This is a genomic window from Paraburkholderia sp. GAS38 (assembly GCF_050434965.1).
Classification (GTDB): Bacteria; Pseudomonadota; Gammaproteobacteria; order Burkholderiales; family Burkholderiaceae; genus Paraburkholderia; species Paraburkholderia phenazinium_A.
Genome location: NZ_JBNDJO010000007.1, coordinates 279,650 through 298,967, shown reverse-complemented (window position 1 = coordinate 298,967; position 19,318 = coordinate 279,650). Strand labels below are relative to the sequence as shown.

The following is a 19,318-nucleotide window of genomic DNA, read 5'->3' as shown; positions in this document are numbered from 1 at the left end:
AAAGCAAGGAAAGGCCAACACCATAGAGAAAACAGCCAAAACCAAGGCGCCGCAGGCAAAAAGGACCGCCAGCAAGGCAAAAAAAACCAACCCTTATTTAACCCCCTCCCGAAACCACTTAGGATGATGCTTCCTGGCCCACCCGAGGGTAACGGTGCCACGCACCATAGCGCCGATGGACCCTTTGATCCAAAGCGCAGCATAAACATGAACCACGATCCCGACAATGAGCACAAACGCGGCAGCAGCATGCACAACCACCGCGAAGCGAATCACAGAAACAGGAAAGTAAACCGAAAAATACCGCCGCCAAATCACAACACCGCTGCAAAGCAACAAAAGCAGGCACAGCACCATGGTAAAAAACAGCAACTTCTGCCCCGCGTTATACCGCCCAATCTCCGGCAACTTCTCCTCGCGATTGGCAAGCACATCGTCAATCTGCCGCAGCCACTGCACATCGTCGCGATCCAGATAGTTGTGATGCCAGAACCGCACCGCCAGAATGAAGAACGACACAAACATCACCACACCCACAAACGGATGCAAAATCCGCGTCCACTGCCCGCCGCCGAACAGCGCCGTCAGCCAGAACATCGACGGATGAAACAGCGCCAGCCCCGACAGCGCCAGCAACACAAACGTAATCGCCGTAATCCAGTGATTCGTCCGCTCGTTCGCCGTATAACGCACAATCAGATTCGGATCATTTGACTTCATCGCCCTGCTCCCCTTCATCCCTGATGCGTCGTGCCTCATCTCGCGCCGCCAGCTCATCCTCTTCCGTCACCTCGTTCGGTCCAATCCGCGTGTAATGGAAGAACCCCGACAGCGCCGCCAATGCAATGCCCGCCACCGCCAGCGGTTTCGCAATACCCTTCCACAAGCGCACCATCGGGCTGATGCGCGGATTGTCCGGCAAGCCGTGGTAAAGCGACGGTTGATCCGCGTGGTGCAGCACATACATCACATGCGTACCGCTCACGCCCGGCGGATCGTACAGCCCCGCATGCTCAAAGCCGCGTTCCTTCAGATCCTCGATGCGCTCCGCCGCGTGCTGCTTCATGTCCTCCTTGGTGCCGAACACGATCGCGCCGGTCGGGCACGTCTTCACGCAAGCCGGCTCCTGTCCCACCGCCACGCGGTCGGAACACAGCGTGCACTTGTAGGCCCGGTTGTCCTGCTTCGAAATGCGCGGCACGTTGAACGGACAACCCGTCACGCAATACCCGCAGCCAATGCAGTTCTCCTCATGGAAATCCACGATGCCGTTCGTGTATTGCACAATCGCGCCCGGCGAAGGACACGCCTTCAGGCAGCCCGGGTCCTCGCAGTGCATGCAGCCGTCCTTGCGGATCAGCCATTCAAGGTTGCCGTTCGGATTCTCGTACTCCGAGAAACGCATCACGGTCCACGAATGCTCGCTGAGATCCATCGGGTTGTCGTACACGCCGTGGTTGATCCCCACCACGTCGCGCAGATCGTTCCACTCCATGCACGCTGTCTGGCACGCCTTGCAGCCAATGCATTTGCTGACGTCGATCAGCTTCGCCACCGTGCCGGTCACCGGCTCACGTACCGCCGGAGGCTGCACGGTGGTGGCCGACATTCGCTTGATATCCAGTGATTGCAGTGCCATCGCGCCTCCCCTAGGCCTTCTCGACTTTCACCAGGAACGACTTGAATTCCGGTGTCTGCGAATTGCCGTCGCCCACCACCGGCGTCAACGTATTGCTCAGATAACCCGGCTTCGTCTGCCCTTTGAAGCCCCAATGCAGCGGAATGCCGACCGTCTGCACCTTCTTGCCGTCGATCATCAACGGCTTGATGCGCTTGGTCACCACCGCCACCGCGATCAGGTAGCCACGGTTGGACGACACCTTCACGCGCTCGCCCGCCACCACGCCCACCTCCTTCGCAAGGTCTTCACCAATCTCGACGAACTGCTGCGGCTGAATAATCGAGTTCAGCCGCGCATGCTTGGTCCAGAAGTGGAAGTGCTCGGTCAGACGATACGTGGTCGCGGTATGCGGAAACTCCGGCGCCTTGCCGAAAGCCGCCCGGTCGTCCGGAAACACGCGCGCGGCCGGATTGCTGGTAGCGAGCGCATTGTGCGGATGCAGCGTGTTATAGCCCAACGGATTCTCGAACGGCTCGTAATGCTCGGGGAACGGGCCTTCGTTCATCTCGTCGCGCGCGAAGAACCGCGCGACGCCTTCCGGATTCATGATGAATGGCCCCATGCCGTTTTCCGGCGGTTCGTCCACCTTGAAGTCGGGAACGTCCGGCCCGGTCCACGCCGAGCCGTTCCAGCCAATCAGCTTGCGGGTGGGGTCGAACGGCTTGCCGTTCAGGTCGCACGAGGCGCGGTTGTAGAGAATCCGCCGGTTCACCGGCCACGCCCATGCCCAGTTCAGGGTCTGGCCGATGCCGGTCGGGTCGTCGTTGTCGCGCCGTCCCATCTGGTTGCCTTCCTCGGTCCATGCGCCGCAGAAGATCCAGCAACCGCTCGAGGTCGAACCGTCGTCCTTCAGCTGGGCAAAGCCGGCGAGCTGCTGGCCCTTCTTCAGCAGCACCTTCGCGGCGTCATTAGGATCGTTCAGGTCGGTCACGGCCTTGCCGTTGAACTCCATCGCCAGTTCTTCCGGCGTCGGGCTTTCCGGGTCCGCGTACGGCCAGTCCAGCTTGACGATCGGATCGGGGTATTTGCCGCCCTGCTCCTGATACGCCTTGCGCATGCGCAGGAAAATCCCGGACATGATCTCCAGGTCGCTCTTCGCTTCGCCTGGGCCGTCCGCGCCCTTCCAGTGCCACTGCAGCACCCGGCTCGAACTCACCAGCGAGCCGCGTTCCTCCGCGAACAGCGTAGTAGGCAACCGGAACACTTCGGTCTGGATCTTCGCGGCATCGACGTCGTTGTAGTCGCCATGGTTCTTCCAGAACTCGGCGGTTTCGATGGCAAGCGGGTCCATCACCACGAGCCACTTCAGCTTGCCGAGCGCCGAGCTCGTCTTCGCCTTGTTCGGCGAGGACGCGAGCACGTTGAAGCCCTGCGCGATATAGCCGTTCATCTTGCCCTGATCCATCAGCTCAATGGCCTGCAGCAAATCGTAGGGCTTATCGAGCTTGGGCAGATAGTCGTAGCCCCAGTTGTTGTCGGCGGTGGCGGCATCGCCCCACCACGACTTCATGAAGCTCACGAAGAACGCGCCGTAGTTCTTCCAGTAACTGAGCTGGTTGGGCCGCAACTGCTGGGTCGCGCGTTTCTTGATGTATGCGCCGTAGTCCTGCTCGTCCTCCATCGGCAAGGTCATGTAGCCCGGCAGCAGGTTCGACATCAGCCCGAGATCCGTCAGCCCCTGGATGTTCGAGTGGCCGCGCAGCGCATTCATGCCGCCGCCGGCGATGCCGATATTGCCAAGCAGTAGCTGCACCATCGCGCCGGTGCGGATCATCTGCGCGCCGACCGAGTGATGCGTCCAGCCGAGCGCGTACAGGATCGTCCCGGCGCGGCCGGGCACCGCGGTCGTGGCCAGCATTTCGCAGACCTTGAGGAATTTGTCCTTCGGCGTGCCGCAGGTCTTCTCGACCATCTCGGGCGTATAGCGCGAGTAGTGCTGTTTCAGCAGGTTGTAGACGCAGCGCGGATCCTGCAGCGTCATGTCGACCTTCACGAAGCCGTCGTCGCCGCGCTCGTAGTCCCACGACGCCTTGTCCGGATACGCGTGCTTCTCCGCGTCGTAGCCCGAATAGATGCCGTCGTCGAACGCGAAATCCTCGCGCACGATGAACGCGAAGTCCGTGTAGTTCTTCACATACTCGTGCTGGATCTTGTCATTCGTCAGCAGATAGTGGATCACCCCGCCGAGGAACACAATGTCCGTACCGGTGCGAATCGGCGCGTAGAAGTCGGCCACGGACGCGGTGCGCGTAAAGCGCGGATCGATCACGATCAGGCGCGCCTTGCGATGCGCCTTCGCTTCGGCCACCCATTTGAAGCCGCACGGGTGGGCCTCGGCGGCATTGCCGCCCATCACCAGGATCACGTCCGCATTCTTGATGTCGACCCAATGGTTCGTCATCGCTCCACGGCCAAACGTCGGGGCAAGACCTGCCACCGTCGGACCGTGTCAGACACGCGCCTGGTTGTCGAACGCAAGCATCCCCATGCTGCGCACTGTCTTGTGCGTCAGATACCCCACCTCGTTGCTACCCGCCGATGCAGCGAGCATACCGGTGGTCAGCCAGCGGTTGACCTTCTTGCCGTCCGCGGTGGTTTCGACGAAGTTGGCGTCGCGGTCGGCCTTCATCAGTTTCGCGATGCGGTCGAGCGCGTCATCCCACGAAATGCGCTGCCACTGCTCGGCACCGGCGGCGCGATACTCGGGATACTTCAGGCGGCTCGGGCTGTGAATGAAGTCGATCAGGCTAGCGCCCTTCGGGCACAACGTGCCGCGATTGACCGGGTGGTCGGGATCGCCTTCAATATGGATGATGCTGGCGGTGGCGTTCTTCGCGCCGTCACCCAGGCCGTACATGAGGATCCCGCAGCCCACCGAGCAATACGGGCAGGTGTTGCGGGTTTCAGTGGTGCGCGCCAGCTTGTACTGTCGGACCTCGGCGAGCGCGTTGTCCGGCGAGAAGCCCAGCAGGGCCAAGCTCGATCCGGCTAGCGTAGACGCCGTCACCTTCAGGAACTGACGCCGGGACATTTGCAGCATGGTCGCCCTCGGCATGGATGTTGTGGGGGTACTTAAAAGTATAAGACGTTTCCTTAATAGTTTCGTTGCGCCAGCATCGAGTCTGTACAGGACATACCCTGACTCGGAAACGTCCTTGTTATAGTGACAGGCATGGTGCTTGCGGCAGCTTGCCCACCCGTGCCGCAGCGGCATACAGGCGCAGAGGCCGGCGCCACGATCCCGCACAGAGACCTCATGGAAATCGACACGCTATCCGCCGACAATCTGCAACGCGCCGCCCGCCACCAGGCCTCGTGGGCGATGGGCGCTTTCACGAAATTCGCGGAAGACCGCTGCGCGGCCATGGCTGCAAGCATCGCGTTTTACGCGGCGTTTTCGCTTGCGCCCACGCTCGTCATGGTGATCGCCGTGGCTGGCTGGTTCTTCGGCGCCCAGGCGGTACGTGGAGAGTTGTTCGCCCATATCCACGGGCTGCTTGGCGACGAAGCCGCGGCCGGTGTGCAGACCATCGTGCTGAACGCCCGACATGCGGGCAGTGCCGGCGGCATCGCGGCAATTATTTCGTTCGCCTTACTGGCGATCGGCGCGTCGGCCACTTTCTCGTCGCTCAATTCCGCGCTCAATATCGTCTGGCCGCTCACGGGCCCACGCTCCTCGAGCGTGATCGCGCTGGTACGGGTGCGGCTGATTTCGTTTGGACTCGTGCTCGGCGTGGCGTTCCTGCTGATCGTGTCGCTGGTGCTCGATACGGCCATTACCTTTGTCGGCAAGTGGCTGTGGGGCAACTCGCCCTATGTCGTGATCGGTAATCTGCTGCAGTTGCTGGTCGCCCTGCTGGTGCTGGCGTTCGCCTTCGCCGCGCTGCTGAAGTTCCTGCCCGATGCCGTGGTCCGCTGGCGCGATGCCTTCGTGGGCGGCGTGGTCGCGGCCGTGCTGTTTTCCGCCGGCAAGAAACTCTTCGCCCTCTATCTGGCCCATGCGGGCATGGCCAATTCGTTCGGCGCGGCCGGTTCGCTGGCCGTGCTGCTGATGTGGCTGTACTTCTCGGCAGCGGTGCTGCTGCTCGGTGCGGAGTTCTCCGCGGCTCGCGGACGCCTGCACGATCCGCGCGGCGCATGGGGGCAACTCGAGGAAGCGCCGCCGGGCAGTCGCGCGAAGATGGCCTCGGTGTTCGCCGCTTCAACGATGCCGGCGCGCGCGCCGGCCAGCGCTGCGCCCGGCACGAAGCTCGCCGCTGCCATGGCGGTCGCGAGTCCGGCAAGCGGTACGGGAAGCGCGACGGACACGCTCGCTGACCAGCCAGCGTCGGCGACCGCTGGTGCGGCCGCGCCGTCTTCAGGCGCGCGCACGGCGGCCAGCATCGGCCGCAAAGTGATTCGCGCGGAAGACCACGCCACGCGCGCCGCCGCCTCCACGCTGCTGGAGGCCGGCCGCAAGGCTGCGGCCGCCGACCGCTACGTCAAGCGTCATCCTTGGGGATCGATGTTGCTGGCCGCCGGCGCGGCCCTGCTGGTCACGGCCGTGGCGGGCCGCCGCCGCGGCGATGGCGCAGCCGCCCCGGAAAGCGCCGATGACATCCGTTGATGCCATTTTCGCGTCGCATACCAGGGAGAACACCCACACTCGGGGGCAACTGTCCAGCACGCATATCAACATGATGGCGATGTGACGGGTAATTAGGCACGCACTACGACGCCATCGCCATAGACAACAAAATTACATAACGCCTTCAAAAGTGTGTCCAAATGACGAATGCCCACACTTCCACTATCAACGAAACAACAATAATGCGATTTTCGGCATTCAATGTTGCCACATCAGCAATAATGCCAGGTACGCTTGATAAATAAGCGTTTTCGGCCAGTGTCACGTTTACGAGACACTCATTTTTTTTCAGTATTACCCTTCAGACACCCTGCGCTATTCTCCTTTCCGCAACAACGAAACCAATCATCGCGTGGAGAAATGGATGAAAAAATTCGCACTGTCTAGCCTCTCGCTGGCACTGCTGGGTGCAGCAGGTGCAGCTCATGCTCAAAGCAGCGTTACTCTGTACGGCGTGCTCGATGACTCGATCCAGTACGTGCACAACGTGACCACGAAAGCGGATCCGCTGACCAACAACAACCTGTTCGGCCTCGCTGCCGGTAACCTGCAGGGCAACCGTTGGGGCTTGAAGGGCACGGAAGATCTGGGCGGTGGCCTGAAGGCTGTCTTCCAGTTGGAAAACGGCTTTAACCCGAACAACGGCGCGCTGGGTCAAGGCGGCAAGATGTTCGGTCGTCAGGCATTCGTTGGCCTGCAAAGCGACCAGTTCGGTACGGTTACCCTCGGCCGCCAGTATGACCCGGTCGTCGACCTGGTCCAGGCAGTCACGGCTGACAACTACTGGGGCTCCACATTCACGACGCCGGGCGACGTTGACAACAACGACAACAGCTCGCGTACGAACAACGCAATCAAGTACACGTCGCAAACGTACGCTGGCTTCCAGTTCGAAGCCCTGTATGCATTCGGCGGCGTAGCAGGTTCGACGGGTTCGGGCCAAACCTGGTCGGGCGCGGCAACGTACTCGAACGGTCCGATCAGCGTCGCAGCCGGCTACATCCGTATGGACAACGCCAGCACGGCAGCTGGCCGCGGTGCCACGGCAACCACGAGCGCAGGCTGGGCGAGCGGTGCGACCTCGGACGCGACGTTTGACGGTGCAATCAACACGCAATTCGCTTCCGCGAAGTCGATCGGTATCGCTTCGATCGGCGCGCAGTACGTAGTTGGCCCGATCACGGCCGGCCTGCGTTACAGCAACGCACAGTACAAGCCGGACGCATTCTCGACGTTCACTTCGACCGAGCGTTACAACGTCGGCGCTGGCTTCGTGAACTACCAACTGACGCCGGCAGCATTGCTGGGTCTGGGCTACACGTTCACGCACGGTTCCGGCTACGGCCCGTCGGCAACGTATAACCAGGTCTCGCTGGGTGGCGACTACAACCTGTCGAAGCGCACGGACATCTACCTGGTCGGCGCGTATCAAAAGGCGTCGGGCACGGACGTGACCGCATCGGTGGCCGACTACGGCAACACGTCGAACTCGACGGCGCAGGAAATCGTCAGCCTCGGTATCCGTCACAAGTTCTAATCGACTTGACGGACAGCTAAAGCAGGACGCTGTTCGAAAGCCAGCCACAGGCGATAAGCCGGTGGCTGGCTTTTTTTATGGCTGAAGGGAATTGCGCTGCTACGGGAGGCGCAACCAGGCGCCTCCCGTAGCGCGCCAGGCGGTCCAGGTCTAGCGCTGTGCCTTGCTCTTCTCGGCCTGCGCCAGGGTCTGAGCCGGCTTGGCGGCCGCCGCTTCATCGCTCGCCACCGGCGCACGATGCAGCACCAGCGCCCGCTCAAGGCGCTGCATCGGCACGTTCGCCGATTCCTGCCAGTCGGGATCGGGAATCTCCGAGAACACCTGACGCAGGCGTTCGCCCCACGTCCGGTGGATCATTTCGAAGTACGCATTGTCGTGATCGACCGAGACGAAACGCGTCACCCGCAACGCGTCCTTTTCGTAGACCAGCAGATCGAGCGGCAGGCCCACCGACAGGTTCGAGCGCAGCGTCGAGTCCATCGAGATCAGCGCGCACTTGGCGGCTTCGTCGAGCGGCGTGGTAGGGGTTAGCACGCGGTCGATGATCGGCTTGCCGTACTTCGACTCGCCGATCTGGAAATACGGGTTCACCGCCGACGATTCGATAAAATTGCCCGCCGCGTAAATCATGAACAGATGCGGCCGGCCGCCGTTCGGCTTGGCGGGCGCGGCGATCTGCCCGCCCAGGATGAAGCTGCAGTTGAAGTCGACGCCGAACTCCTGCAGCGCCTGAGCTTCGCGGTGATGCACGTCGCGCACCGCCTGCCCCACCACGCGCGCCGCGTCCGCCATGGTGGGTGCGCTCCACAGGGTGGGCCGCTCGGGATCGGTCGGTTCGCTCAGTTCCTGCAGCACGGCCTGGGTCAGCGACAGATTGCCGGCGCCAAGCAGCACCAGCACGCGCTCGCCCGGCAATTCGAACACCGTCATCTTGCGCGCCGTGCTGATGTGATCGACGCCGGCATTGGTGCGGGTATCGGACAGGAACACCAGCCCGTCGTCCACGCACATCGCCACACAGTAAGTCATAAAAGTTATCCAGAAGACCCGCAAACGCCGCTATTGTAATGCCGCCGCGCCACGTCTTTCGTACGATGCCTCTTATTGCGGCGCCTGCGCGCTCACCGTGACCGAGACGTTCAGCTTCTCTTCCAGACCGCCGATGCGCCGGCCGCGCACAGGCGCCGCGGCTTCGTAGTCGCGCGCCGCCGCGAGCCGGCAGTAGATTTCGCTGGCAAAGGCCGCGCGCGTGACGTCGACGGAAATCCAGCCCTGCCCGTCGAGCCAGACGTCGACCCACGCGTGGCTCGCACCGTTCGGCGCGTCGCCCGGCGCGAGATAGCCGCTCACGTAGCGCGCCGGAATGCCCCGTAGGCGGCAGCACGCCAGCATCAGGTGCGCATGGTCCTGGCACACGCCCTTGCCGAGCGCGAGCGCCTCGGACGCCGTGCTGGTCGCTTCCGTGACGCCTGGCTGGTAGGTCACGCGCTGCACGATCTCCTCGGACAGCTTGATCAGTCCTTGAGGCGAGCCGAGCGACGCCACCGCTTGCGCCAGTTCACGCACCGCGCCATCCGCCTCGGTAAGGCGCGTGGCACAGGTGTAGTGTTCGAGCGGAATGGGGCCCACTGCGTCGCGCAGAAGCCCATCGGCGAGCGGAATCGTATCGATCTCCCCCGACACATGCAGACGGATCTCGCTATGCGGCTTGTTCAGCACCAGCGTATGCAGCACATTGCCGTAGGCGTCGAAGGTGGCGTCGAGCTTGCCGGGCGCGTCGATGGTCCAGCGCCGCACCACCTGGGAGGCGCCGCTCGACGGCGTAAGACGCAACTGCTGGATCGAATAGTGAACCGTCGTTTCGTAGCGATAGGCGGTGTCGTGGCGGATCGTCAGGTACATAAAGAAAACTCCGTCAGGCCACTGGCAGCATCAGATAGGTCCGCGCCACCAGATTGCCGAGTTCGAACACCCGGGCAAGGAACTGGGTCAGATAGGCATGCAGGCCCGCTTCGAAGATCTGCCGGATGTCGGAGTACACCAGCTCGGCGCGCAGCTTGCCGGCGAAGCGCTCGCACTGGTTGGACCCCGAGGTGCGCAGCATCGCCAGATTGACGCACACGCCCTCCAGCGAGGCCAGCAGCGAGCGCGGCATCTGCTGGTTCAGGATCATCAGTTCGACCACCCGGGCCGGCGTCACGACGTCGCGATACACCTTGCGGTAGATCTCCAGCGCCGACACCGAACTGAGAATCGACGTCCAGTAGTAAAAGTCTTCGAGCTGGCGGGCTGCGTCGCGCGAGTTCGGTTCGACGTCGGCGAAGCGCACGTCGAGAATCCGCGCGGTGTTGTCCGCGCGCTCCAGGTACGTGCCGAGCTGCGTGAAGAAGAACGCGTCGTCCTGCAGCGCGGTGCCGATCGTCACGCCGCGCGAAAGATGCGAGCGGAACTTGACCCACTCGAACAGCTCATCCGGGTTCGCGGTGAGCTGACCGGCCGCCGTGCGTTCGTTGAACTCGAGCCAGGTGTCGTTGATGGTCTCCCACCATTCGGTCGTCAACGTGCCGCGCACGGCACGGGCGTTTTCACGCGCGGCCTGCAGGCAGGAGTGAATGCTCGACGGATTGGTCGAGTCCGCCACCATGAAATCGAGCACGTGTTCGCGCGTCGGTTCGTCGTAGCGTTGCGCAAAGGCGGCTTCGAGTTCGGAGATCCGCAGCACCGAACGCTGCGCGCGGGCCTCCTGCTCCGGCGTCTGCGGCAACAGCAGCGCCTTCAGGTTGATATCGAGCATGCGCGCGGTGTTCTCGGCGCGCTCCATGTAACGGGCCATCCAGAAGAGGTGGTCGGCAGTGCGGCTTAGCATGACGGCTTTCCATGTTTGTGATGAACGCGATGGCGGTAGAACCCGCAACCCCCTCAGTCGACCATCCAGGTGTCTTTGGTGCCGCCTCCCTGCGATGAATTGACCACCAGCGACCCTTCCTGCAACGCGACACGGGTCAATCCGCCTGCGCACATCGTCACGGTCTTGCCGGACAGCACGAACGGGCGCAGATCGATATGGCGCGGCGCGATGCCGGCCTCGACAAAGGTTGGACACGCCGACAACGCAAGCGTGGGCTGCGCGATATAGCCCGCCGGCCGCGCGATCAAACGCTCGCGGAACGCTTCGATTTCGGCGCTGGTCGACGCCGGCCCAACCAGCATCCCATAGCCGCCGGCGCCGTGCACTTCCTTGACCACCAGTTCGGACAGATGCGCGAGCGTGTAGGCGAGATCGTCCGGCTTGCGGCACTGAAACGTTGGCACGTTGTTGAGGATCGGCTTCTCGCCGAGGTAAAACTCGATCATCTCCGGCACATACGGATAGATCGATTTGTCGTCGGCAATGCCGGTGCCCATCGCGTTGGCGAGCGCCACGCGCCCTGCCCGATACGCGGTCAGCAGGCCCGGTACGCCGAGCGCCGAATCGGTGCGGAACGCGAGTGGATCGAGAAAGTCGTCGTCCACCCGGCGATAGATCACATCGACGCGCTTGGGCCCCTGGGTCGTACGCATGAAGACGTAGTTGTCGTCGACGAACAGATCCTTGCCTTCCACCAGTTCAACGCCCATCTGCTGGGCAAGGAAGGTGTGCTCGAAATACGCCGAGTTGTACATGCCCGGCGTGAGCACCACCACCACCGGATCGTCGACGCCTTCGGGCGCAACCGAGCGCAAGGTATCGAGCAGCAGGTCGGGGTAATGCGCCACCGGCGCAATCCGGTTCTGCACGAACAGCTCGGGAAACAAGCGCATCATCATCTTGCGGTTCTCGAGCATGTAGGACACGCCGGAGGGCACCCGCAGGTTATCTTCGAGCACGTAGAACGCGCCGTCTTCGCCGGCTCGCACCACGTCGACGCCCGCAATATGCGCATACACGCCGAGCGGCACGTTGACGCCCTGCATCTCGGGACGGTACTGCGCATTGGTATAGACCTGCTCGGCCGGAACGATGCCGGCGCGCACGATGTTGCGGTCGTGATAGACGTCGTGGATAAACAGATTGAGCGCCTGGACGCGCTGCCGCAGCCCGGCTTCGAGGGTCTGCCATTCGCTGCGTGGGATGATGCGCGGGATCAGATCGAAGGGGATGAGCCGTTCCGTGCCGGACAGATCGCCGTTGACCGCGAAGGTAATCCCCACCCGGCGAAACAGTAGATCCGCCTCCGCGCGCTTGCGCGCGATTGCCTCGTTACCCTGCTTTGCCAGCCAGCGTTCGAAGCGTGCGTAATGAGGCCGCACGACTTCGTCATGATGACGCATCTCGTCATAGCATCGCATGTCACGCCCCGCTCTTTGTGTCGGATAGAAGGCGAATGCGCTGCGCATTCGGTGTTCGACTAGCATCAAAGCAAGCGCTATGCCATTGGCTTTCCGCACGCAAACCCATTGGATGCACACGAACGGCGCATAGCCTCGGCACGGCTTCTGCACCATCGTACTGCGGCGGCTCGCAATGCGCCACTCCGGTGCAGCTCACGCTGGCTCACGGCGTATTTCCGGGCCTCGGTGGGGCGGCGGCGGATCCATCGAGACGATCGGCACGCATTCGCGGCGGCCATAAAAAATCCCCGCGGATTCGCACCCGCGGGGATTTTTGCACTGCCTGGACATTCAGCGCTTCAGTTCGCGCATGGCGCGGGCCGTCGTTCGAAAACGAACGGTGCAGCGCCGTGCACGCTTACGCTGCTGCTGCGTCCTTCAGCTTCTTCAGCGGACGTGCCTTGATGCGCACGCTAGCCGGCTTGGCCGGGAACCAACGCTCTTCGCCCGTGAACGGGTCTTTGCCGAAGCGCTTCTTCTTCGCCGGGACAGCTTGCACGACGATCTTCAGAAGACCCGACAGCGTGAATTCGCCAGCACCCTTCTTGTGGACTGCGCCGAGGATCGTGTCTTCGAGCGCGGCCAGCACAGCCTTGGCAGCCTTCGGTTCAACAGCAGCACGTTCTGCGACGTGTGCAGCCAGCGAGGCCTTCGTGAAGGTGTCCTTGATCGGCGACGGTGCGCCGGACGCCTTCACGGCGACCTTCTTAGCTGCGACGACTTTCTTCGCAGGAACTTTCTTCGCAGCAACCTTTTTGGTCGGTACCGTAGCAGCCTTCTTGGCCACCTTTTTTGCGGAAGTCGGCATGTTTCTCCTACCTGTTGTTGGTCAGTGAATGCAAGAAGCGCCCGCGGTATGCGCACGCTTCAAGGCCGGATTCTACAAGCGCTACGGCGTTTTGCGCGACTCTTTTGTGTGTAAGCGTTACGGTTTGTTGCGTCGTGCCGACTCCGCAACACTTTTTAACCCGTATTTCAGGGGGTAAACGTGAAAAGGCGGGTGCCGGCGCCGGGTTACTTTGCTCGCCGCATTGAACCTCGAGATAGGGCAAACCCGTTGCCAGGTACCTGTTTTTAGCTGCTTTAGCGGCACTCCATGCGTTCGATCGCGGCGGCGCGGCGACCGTTTGCCGCATAAGCGGCGGGTCCGATGCTCAGCGTGCGAGGCGCGGCATCAGCTTGGCGAGCGTGTTCAGCGCGGCGTCGATCTGCTCGACGGCGATGCCGCCGTAGCCGAACATCAGGCCCGGTTGCGCCTTCGCCCGCAGATGAAATCGGCCGAGGCCGTAGAGCCCGATCGACGCCTCGCGCGCCGCCGCGATCACTGCTGCTTCGGTCAGCGGCGCCTTGAGATAGGCGGCCAAATGGATGCCGGCGGTCGGCACCACGGCGTCGAACCACGGCGCGAGTCCGCCGCGGAGATGCTCGAGCAGACACGCGCGACGCGCGCCATAGAGCTTGTGCATGCGCCGCAGATGCTTGGCGAAATCGCCATTCAGCATGAATGACGCGAGCGCCGTCTGGGTCAGCGTGCAGCCGTGCCAGTCCGTCACCTGCCGTGCCGTGCACAGCGGCCCGAGCAGCGATGCGGGCGGCACCGCATAACCCACCCGCAACTCGGGAAAGATCGTTTTGGAAAACGTGCCGATATAGGCGACCAGGCCGGCGCGATCGAGACTTTTCAACGGCTCCATGGGCCGCCCTTCGAAACGGTATTCGCTGTCGTAGTCGTCTTCGATGATGACCGCGCCGCGCTTTTGCGCCCATTCCAGCAACGCGACGCGCCGCTCGAGACTCATCGGCATGCCGAGCGGAAACTGGTGCGACGGCGTCACATAGACGAGCCGCGCATGGTCCGGCAGCTTGTGGACGATCAGGCCGTCCGCATCGACCGGCACCGGCACGACCTTGGCACCGGCCGCCGCGAGGCTGGCCAGCGCGGGTGGATAGCCTGGATCTTCGATGGCGGCCACGTCGCCGGGACGCAGCGTGACGCGTGCGATCAGATCGAGCGCGTGCTGCGCGCCTTGCGTCACGATCACCTCATCCCAGTTGCACACCACCGCGCGGTTGAAGCCAAGATAGCGCGCGACGGCAAGACGCAATTCGGGCTCGCCGGCCGCTTCGCGATAGGTGCCGGGACTGCGCGACTGCGCCCGCACGGCCTGATTGATGCAGCGGCGCCAGACGTCGAATGGGAACGGCGCCTTGTCCGTCTTGCCGCCGATGAAATCGTGCGCCAAAGCAGGCATCGGCCCAGGTAAGGACAGCCCGTGAGGCATCTGCTGCCAGAGCGGTTGCGCGCGCGCTTTCGATTTCGCTTTCGCCTGCACGCGCGCCGCTTCCACTGCCCGAACGTAGCCGGAGCGCTGCGCGGGCAGCCGCTGCAAACCTTCCGCGACAAACGTCCCCGAGCCTGAACGCGCGCTGAGATAACCTTCGGCAAGCAGGCGCTCGAAGACATCGAGCGTGGTCTTGCGCGAGACGCCGAGTTGCACCGCGAGATCGCGCGTGGACGGCAAGCGCGTGCCGCCTGTCAGGCGCCCTTCGACGATGCCCTCGCGCAACTGCCGGTAGATCTGCCCCGCGAGGTCGTGACGTCCCTCGACTACGATGTGGATCTCCATCGAAGTGGCTACCTGAAATAATCGATAAATGGCTATTTTATACGACCACTCCAGGACCTAAGCTGACGTCTGCGGTCCCGTCTCGCGGACACTTTCAAACAGGAGCAAGCTATGCAATCCCGTCTCGACTTCTACAAGGCTACCCCCAGCGGCACGCGCGCGATGATTGCGCTGGAGCAGGCCGTCAGCCAGTGTGGGATCGAAAAATCGCTGATGGAACTGGTGCGTTTGCGCGCCTCGCAGTTGAACGGCTGCGCGTTCTGCGTCGATATGCACGTCGCCGATGCGCGCAAAGGCGGCGAAACGGAGCGGCGTCTCGCGTCCGTGGTGGTCTGGCGCGAAGCGCCCTTCTTCACGGAACGCGAACGGGCGGCGCTCGAATGGACCGAGGCCGTCACGCTAGTCGCCCAGACGCATGTGCCCGACGCCGTTTGGGAAGCGGTCAAGCCGCATTTCAGCGAGCAGGAGATCGCCGACCTGACCATGCTGGTGGTGGCGATCAACGGCTGGAACCGGATCTCGGTGGCGTTCCGCAAGATCCCGGAGTGAGTTACTCTGCCGCCGCCGGCGAGAGTCCATTCGCCGCGTGCGCGGCATCGCGCGCCTCGCTCGCGCAACGATGATGTTCGCGCGACAGGCGATTCATCAGCGGCAGCAGTAGCACGGCCACCAGGGCGCCGAGCGCGGCCAGCCAGCCGAGCCCCATGAACAGCTTCGTATAGAGCGGCAACGACTGCAGCGGACCGAGATCGCCGGACGGCATCTGCGCGAAGTTCGCCACCACGCTGCCCAGATAACCGGACACACCGCTCGCGACGAAATACGCGCCCATCAGGAAGCCGCTCATGCGGGCCGGCACGTAACGCGCAATCATCGCGAGACCGAGGCCGCTCACCAGCAGCTCGCCGAGCGAATACAGCCCGTAGCCGCCCACCATGAACCACGACGACACCCGGCCGTCGACCGCATAGCGGCCACTCACCGCATACACAAAGAAACCCGCCGCGACGACCACGAAGCCGATCGCGTACTTCACCGCCACCGACACGTCATTGCCGCTCTTCGAGAGTTTCGTATACAGCACCGCGAGAATCGGGCTCAGCAGCATGATCCAGATCGGATTGAGCGCCTGAAACTGCGCCGCGCTCCAGGTGAAGAGCGACACGCCGAACAGCGAGAAATGCGGATCGACGTTGCGCACCGCGAACAGCGTGAGCGAGGTCGACATCTGCTGATAGAACACGAAGAACAGGATGGCCTGCAACGTCAGCACCAGTGCCGCGATCAGTCCCGCGCGTTCCGAGTGTTCGCATTTGGCGAGCATGTAGCCGAAGATCGCCAGAATCGCGACGCCCGCCGTGTACACGCAAGCCACCGCGATAGCCTTGTGCTGCAGCACGAACATCGTCGCCACGCACAATGCGGCGCCGCCCAGCACCACGGCACCCACCCGCGCCCAGCGGACCGGCTCGGCATCCGGTGCGGAGCCCACATGCGCCAGCGTGCGGAACATGATGAAGTAGTTCAGCACGGCGAGCAGCATGCCCGCGCAGCACACGGCAAACGCCGCATGCCAGCCCCAGTGGTCCTTGATCCACGGCGTGGCGAGCATCGACACTGTCGAGCCGATGTTGACCGCCATGTAGTAGATCGTAAACGCGCTGTCGATCCGGGCGTCGTCGCCTTCATAGATGCGGCGCACCAGATTCGCGGCATTTGCCTTGAACAGGCCGTTGCCCACCACGACCACGCCGAGCGAGGCGTACATGTAGGTGAGCTGGTCGTTCGGCACGGCGAGCATCAGATAGCCCGCGGACAGCACCAATGCGCCGAACACCATCGTGCGGCGCGTACCGAGGATCTTGTCGCCGATCCAGCCGCCTACCGACGGTGCGGCATACACGAGCGCCGTGAATGCGCCCCACGTGAGCGTGGCGTGGCTATCGGTGAAGCCGAGCTTGTCGATCATGAACAGGACCAGCAGCGCGGCCATCCCGTAGTAGCCGAAACGCTCCCACATCTCGATCAGGAAGACCGTCGAAAACGATCGAGTCTGGGATACGGTTGAATTCATCATGTGCCTCGTGTTCTTGCGATTGCGGCGGCGCGCGTTTGAATGAGCGTGCCGCTGAAAACTGGGTCTGGAAATATCAGGCCGCCATGACGCACAAAAGTGCCGGCATGCGCATGCTCATCCGCGCAACACAGCGGAGCGACCAGGGAGTGGGAAAAGGAATGAGTTCGACATAAATCGCGCCATATCGACGCCGGACGCTAGCAAGCGAAACGGCTCCAATGATAAAGCATGAGGTGGGCGAAGCAGCCGGAGGGCGGCAGGCAGCGGCCCGTGCGAGCGGGCTGCGAGAGAAACGCGGCGGTAGGCATCAACGATGGCAGTCATCTCAAGTTAGCAGCGCAGTTGGGGTAAACCGCGCTGCTTGTCGTTCCGCGCACAGGATCGCTGCGCACGGGATAGGAAACAGCATGCGAGCCGAAAGTGTGGATCGGCTCGTAAGCGCACGCGATTGTCCAGAGCGTGGGCCATGCCGTCACTCAGGGAATTCACTGATGCGCGCCACGCTATCCAGGGCAATTGCAAATTTTTCTGCGGCTTGCCGCGCGATATCATCCATGAACCCGAAATGCATCAATTTATTTAAGCACCCGATGCGGTAATGGTTCGAATTCAAAATAGCGCGATTTTTAACGTCTATTTCACGTTCGAACCTCAGCGGCCTGTCGAGCAACCTGCAAACGGGGTTGGGCTTCTGGCAACATAGCGGGCTGGTTTCGAAAAAAAATGCCTCACAGGCATACTCACGCTTTTCCGATGGCCTTCCAGGCTATCAAACTTTGTTTACTTAAATCAAACATATTTTGACGGGCTGATTCATCCTGCTATGGTTACGAAAACTGAAAACAAAAATCCGGCCCTTGAGCTGGGTAGCAAGATACGCGCGCTCCGGCAACGTCTGAAGCGCACGCTCGATGACACAGCTACGGCGGCGCGCATTTCGAAGCCTTTCCTGTCGCAAGTAGAACGGGGCCTTGCGACACCGTCTCTCACGTCGCTCGCGGGCATTGCCAGCGCGCTCGGCGTGACCGTGCAGTATTTCGTCGATACCCCGAGCGAAGAACGTTCGGTAAGCCGTGGCGACCAGTTGAAATTTTTCGGCTTCGCGGATTCCGCGAACCTGTTCGCACGTCTGACGAATCTGACTGGGGGACGTCAACTGGAAGCGATTCTCGTCAAGATGCCGCCGGGGCAGAAGCGCTCCGAAGTGAACACCCATGCCGGCGAAGAGTTTTTGTATGTGATCAGCGGCAAGGTCTCGCTGACCCTGGAAGGCAAAACCTTTTCGCTGCAGGCGGGGGACAGCGCGCATTACGAATCGACCGTGCCGCATAGCTGGGCCAATACGGCGCGCGGCGAGTCGCTCGTGGTCTGGGTCGGGACGCCGCGCCTGTTCTAAACGGCACGGCATGATTCTTATGGAGTGCGTTTTCGGCTGGAGACAGCCTTTGCACATTCATCAGGATTGCTATGGATTCGCGGTGACCTCGCCGCTCAGGTAATCCGCTCCGTCGTCAGGGCGCGCGAGAGACCGTGCATGGGCCGGCGCAATGCGACATCGAATGGGTTGGTTTGCGGCCCGAGCGCCAGGGCCTGGCGGCGCAGCAGTTCCACCACCATCGGCAAGCGGTCGTCGCCGAGGCGCGCGGCCAGCGTGCCCACGCTGAGCGCCGCCACCGCCACGCCAGTGCGGTCCAGAATCGGCACCGCCACCCCCGCCATGCCGTCGAGCACGCCGCTGTTGCGCCCCGCGTAGCCCAGTTGCCGCACCCGCTCGATCTCGGTGCGCAGATACACCTCGTCCAGCACGCCGTAGCCGCGAATTCGCGGCACGTTAAAGCGGATGATCTCCTCGCGCTCGGCTTCCGGCAGGAATGCCAGAATCGCGAGACTCCCCTGGCCGACGCCCAGCGCCACCCGCCCGCCAATGTCGCCAGTGAACGAGCGAATCGGGAACGGGCCTTCGCAGATGTCGAGGCAGACCGCGTCGAAGCTGCTTTTGACCAGCAGGAAGATCGTGTCGCCAAGGCTCGCGCACAGGCGCAGCAACGCCGGGCGGCACAGCGTACGCATGCCGCTCGGGTTGCCCGCTTGCGCCGCGAGCGCAAAAAACTCGACGCTCAACCGATACAGCTTCGAGCTTTCGTCCTGCTCGACCATGCCCTCGGCGATCAGGGCGTGCAGGATCCGGTGCACCGTGCCCTGGGTCAGCCCCACCGCCTTGGCGAGCCGCGTGACGCGTCCGCCGTCCGGTTGCGCTTCGGCCAGCGCGCGAATCACGGCAAACGAGCGCTGCAGCATGCCCGTGCCGGGCGCCTCGGGGGACGCGGCCGGATCTGCAGTGGCAGTTCCCCGTTTTGCAGCAGCACTCATGATTTTCCCTCAAACTTATTCCACTGAT

At 62.6% G+C, this 19,318-nt stretch carries 15 protein-coding genes; 4 read left to right on the top strand and 11 right to left on the bottom strand.

The annotated features are described in order from the left end of the window. Positions 1-93: 93 nt before the first annotated feature. Genes P3T42_RS19030 through fdnG form a run of 3 tightly spaced genes read right to left on the bottom strand, consistent with a single transcriptional unit; the run spans position 94 to position 4,721 of the window. On the bottom strand, positions 94-720 hold the full coding sequence (locus P3T42_RS19030) for a formate dehydrogenase subunit gamma (RefSeq protein WP_429306903.1): 627 nt from the start codon (positions 718-720) through the stop codon (positions 94-96). Then, positions 707-1,639 carry a formate dehydrogenase subunit beta gene (gene fdxH, locus P3T42_RS19025; RefSeq protein ID WP_074296150.1) on the bottom strand — a complete coding sequence of 311 codons (933 nt, stop codon included), beginning with the start codon at positions 1,637-1,639 and terminating at the stop codon, positions 707-709. The genes P3T42_RS19030 and fdxH overlap by 14 nt, the downstream gene beginning before the upstream one ends. Before the next feature lie 10 nt (positions 1,640-1,649). Next, positions 1,650-4,721 (bottom strand): formate dehydrogenase-N subunit alpha, encoded by a 3,072-nt coding sequence (fdnG, locus tag P3T42_RS19020; RefSeq protein ID WP_429306902.1) that lies wholly within the window; start codon positions 4,719-4,721, stop codon positions 1,650-1,652. Positions 4,722-4,937: 216 nt separating this feature from the next. Between fdnG and P3T42_RS19015 the strand changes: the two genes are divergently transcribed. Both P3T42_RS19015 and P3T42_RS19010 read left to right on the top strand, forming a co-directional pair. Then, complete coding sequence (locus P3T42_RS19015; RefSeq protein WP_429306901.1) at positions 4,938-6,287, top strand: YihY/virulence factor BrkB family protein; 1,350 nt, start codon at positions 4,938-4,940, stop codon at positions 6,285-6,287. 385 nt (positions 6,288-6,672) lie between these two features. Further along, positions 6,673-7,845, top strand: coding sequence for a porin (locus tag P3T42_RS19010; protein WP_074296152.1), 1,173 nt, complete (start codon positions 6,673-6,675; stop codon positions 7,843-7,845). Positions 7,846-7,995: 150 nt separating this feature from the next. On the opposite strand, the gene P3T42_RS19005 is transcribed toward P3T42_RS19010, so the two are convergent. From P3T42_RS19005 to P3T42_RS18980, 6 genes are all read right to left on the bottom strand, one after another. Continuing rightward, positions 7,996-8,874 carry a peptidase gene (locus P3T42_RS19005; RefSeq protein ID WP_429306900.1) on the bottom strand — a complete coding sequence of 293 codons (879 nt, stop codon included), beginning with the start codon at positions 8,872-8,874 and terminating at the stop codon, positions 7,996-7,998. Positions 8,875-8,946: 72 nt separating this feature from the next. Then, the gene (locus P3T42_RS19000; RefSeq protein WP_429306899.1) at positions 8,947-9,747 is read right to left on the bottom strand and encodes a transglutaminase family protein; all 801 of its coding nucleotides are present in this window, start codon (positions 9,745-9,747) and stop codon (positions 8,947-8,949) included. Between the two features lie 13 nt (positions 9,748-9,760). Next, entirely contained in the window at positions 9,761-10,711 is a 951-nt protein-coding gene (locus P3T42_RS18995) for an alpha-E domain-containing protein (RefSeq protein WP_074296155.1), read from the bottom strand. Positions 10,712-10,764: 53 nt separating this feature from the next. After that, on the bottom strand, positions 10,765-12,174 hold the full coding sequence (locus tag P3T42_RS18990; RefSeq protein ID WP_074297478.1) for a circularly permuted type 2 ATP-grasp protein: 1,410 nt from the start codon (positions 12,172-12,174) through the stop codon (positions 10,765-10,767). Positions 12,175-12,574: 400 nt separating this feature from the next. Further along, positions 12,575-13,024: an HU family DNA-binding protein gene (locus P3T42_RS18985; protein ID WP_074296156.1), complete on the bottom strand. Its 450-nt coding sequence runs from the start codon at positions 13,022-13,024 to the stop codon at positions 12,575-12,577. Between the two features lie 346 nt (positions 13,025-13,370). Then, positions 13,371-14,843: a PLP-dependent aminotransferase family protein gene (locus P3T42_RS18980; protein ID WP_429306898.1), complete on the bottom strand. Its 1,473-nt coding sequence runs from the start codon at positions 14,841-14,843 to the stop codon at positions 13,371-13,373. A 111-nt stretch (positions 14,844-14,954) separates the two neighbouring features. Between P3T42_RS18980 and P3T42_RS18975 the strand changes: the two genes are divergently transcribed. Then, the gene (locus P3T42_RS18975; protein WP_074296158.1) at positions 14,955-15,392 is read left to right on the top strand and encodes a carboxymuconolactone decarboxylase family protein; all 438 of its coding nucleotides are present in this window, start codon (positions 14,955-14,957) and stop codon (positions 15,390-15,392) included. Position 15,393: 1 nt separating this feature from the next. On the opposite strand, the gene P3T42_RS18970 is transcribed toward P3T42_RS18975, so the two are convergent. Beyond that, positions 15,394-16,920 carry a peptide MFS transporter gene (locus P3T42_RS18970; RefSeq protein ID WP_171991635.1) on the bottom strand — a complete coding sequence of 509 codons (1,527 nt, stop codon included), beginning with the start codon at positions 16,918-16,920 and terminating at the stop codon, positions 15,394-15,396. A gap of 823 nt (positions 16,921-17,743) precedes the next feature. On the opposite strand from P3T42_RS18970, the gene P3T42_RS18965 reads away from it, so the two are divergent. Continuing rightward, positions 17,744-18,316 carry a helix-turn-helix domain-containing protein gene (locus P3T42_RS18965; RefSeq protein WP_074296160.1) on the top strand — a complete coding sequence of 191 codons (573 nt, stop codon included), beginning with the start codon at positions 17,744-17,746 and terminating at the stop codon, positions 18,314-18,316. A gap of 95 nt (positions 18,317-18,411) precedes the next feature. Here the strand turns inward: P3T42_RS18965 and P3T42_RS18960 are convergent, their stop codons facing one another. Then, positions 18,412-19,290 (bottom strand): IclR family transcriptional regulator, encoded by an 879-nt coding sequence (locus tag P3T42_RS18960; protein ID WP_429306897.1) that lies wholly within the window; start codon positions 19,288-19,290, stop codon positions 18,412-18,414. Between the last annotated feature and the right edge of the window lie 28 nt (positions 19,291-19,318).

Bases quoted from the DNA above. Each gene is read 5' to 3' on its own strand.
- P3T42_RS19030 (WP_429306903.1), bottom strand. From the start codon at position 720: ATGAAGTCAAATGATCCGAATCTGATTGTGCGTTATACGGCGAACGAG.
- fdxH (WP_074296150.1), bottom strand. From the start codon at position 1,639: ATGGCACTGCAATCACTGGATATCAAGCGAATGTCGGCCACCACCGTG.
- P3T42_RS19015 (WP_429306901.1), top strand. From the start codon at position 4,938: ATGGAAATCGACACGCTATCCGCCGACAATCTGCAACGCGCCGCCCGC.
- P3T42_RS19010 (WP_074296152.1), top strand. From the start codon at position 6,673: ATGAAAAAATTCGCACTGTCTAGCCTCTCGCTGGCACTGCTGGGTGCA.
- P3T42_RS19005 (WP_429306900.1), bottom strand. From the start codon at position 8,874: ATGACTTACTGTGTGGCGATGTGCGTGGACGACGGGCTGGTGTTCCTG.
- P3T42_RS19000 (WP_429306899.1), bottom strand. From the start codon at position 9,747: ATGTACCTGACGATCCGCCACGACACCGCCTATCGCTACGAAACGACG.
- P3T42_RS18995 (WP_074296155.1), bottom strand. From the start codon at position 10,711: ATGCTAAGCCGCACTGCCGACCACCTCTTCTGGATGGCCCGTTACATG.
- P3T42_RS18990 (WP_074297478.1), bottom strand. From the start codon at position 12,174: ATGCGATGCTATGACGAGATGCGTCATCATGACGAAGTCGTGCGGCCT.
- P3T42_RS18985 (WP_074296156.1), bottom strand. From the start codon at position 13,024: ATGCCGACTTCCGCAAAAAAGGTGGCCAAGAAGGCTGCTACGGTACCG.
- P3T42_RS18980 (WP_429306898.1), bottom strand. From the start codon at position 14,843: ATGGAGATCCACATCGTAGTCGAGGGACGTCACGACCTCGCGGGGCAG.
- P3T42_RS18975 (WP_074296158.1), top strand. From the start codon at position 14,955: ATGCAATCCCGTCTCGACTTCTACAAGGCTACCCCCAGCGGCACGCGC.
- P3T42_RS18970 (WP_171991635.1), bottom strand. From the start codon at position 16,920: ATGATGAATTCAACCGTATCCCAGACTCGATCGTTTTCGACGGTCTTC.
- P3T42_RS18965 (WP_074296160.1), top strand. From the start codon at position 17,744: ATGGTTACGAAAACTGAAAACAAAAATCCGGCCCTTGAGCTGGGTAGC.
- P3T42_RS18960 (WP_429306897.1), bottom strand. From the start codon at position 19,290: ATGAGTGCTGCTGCAAAACGGGGAACTGCCACTGCAGATCCGGCCGCG.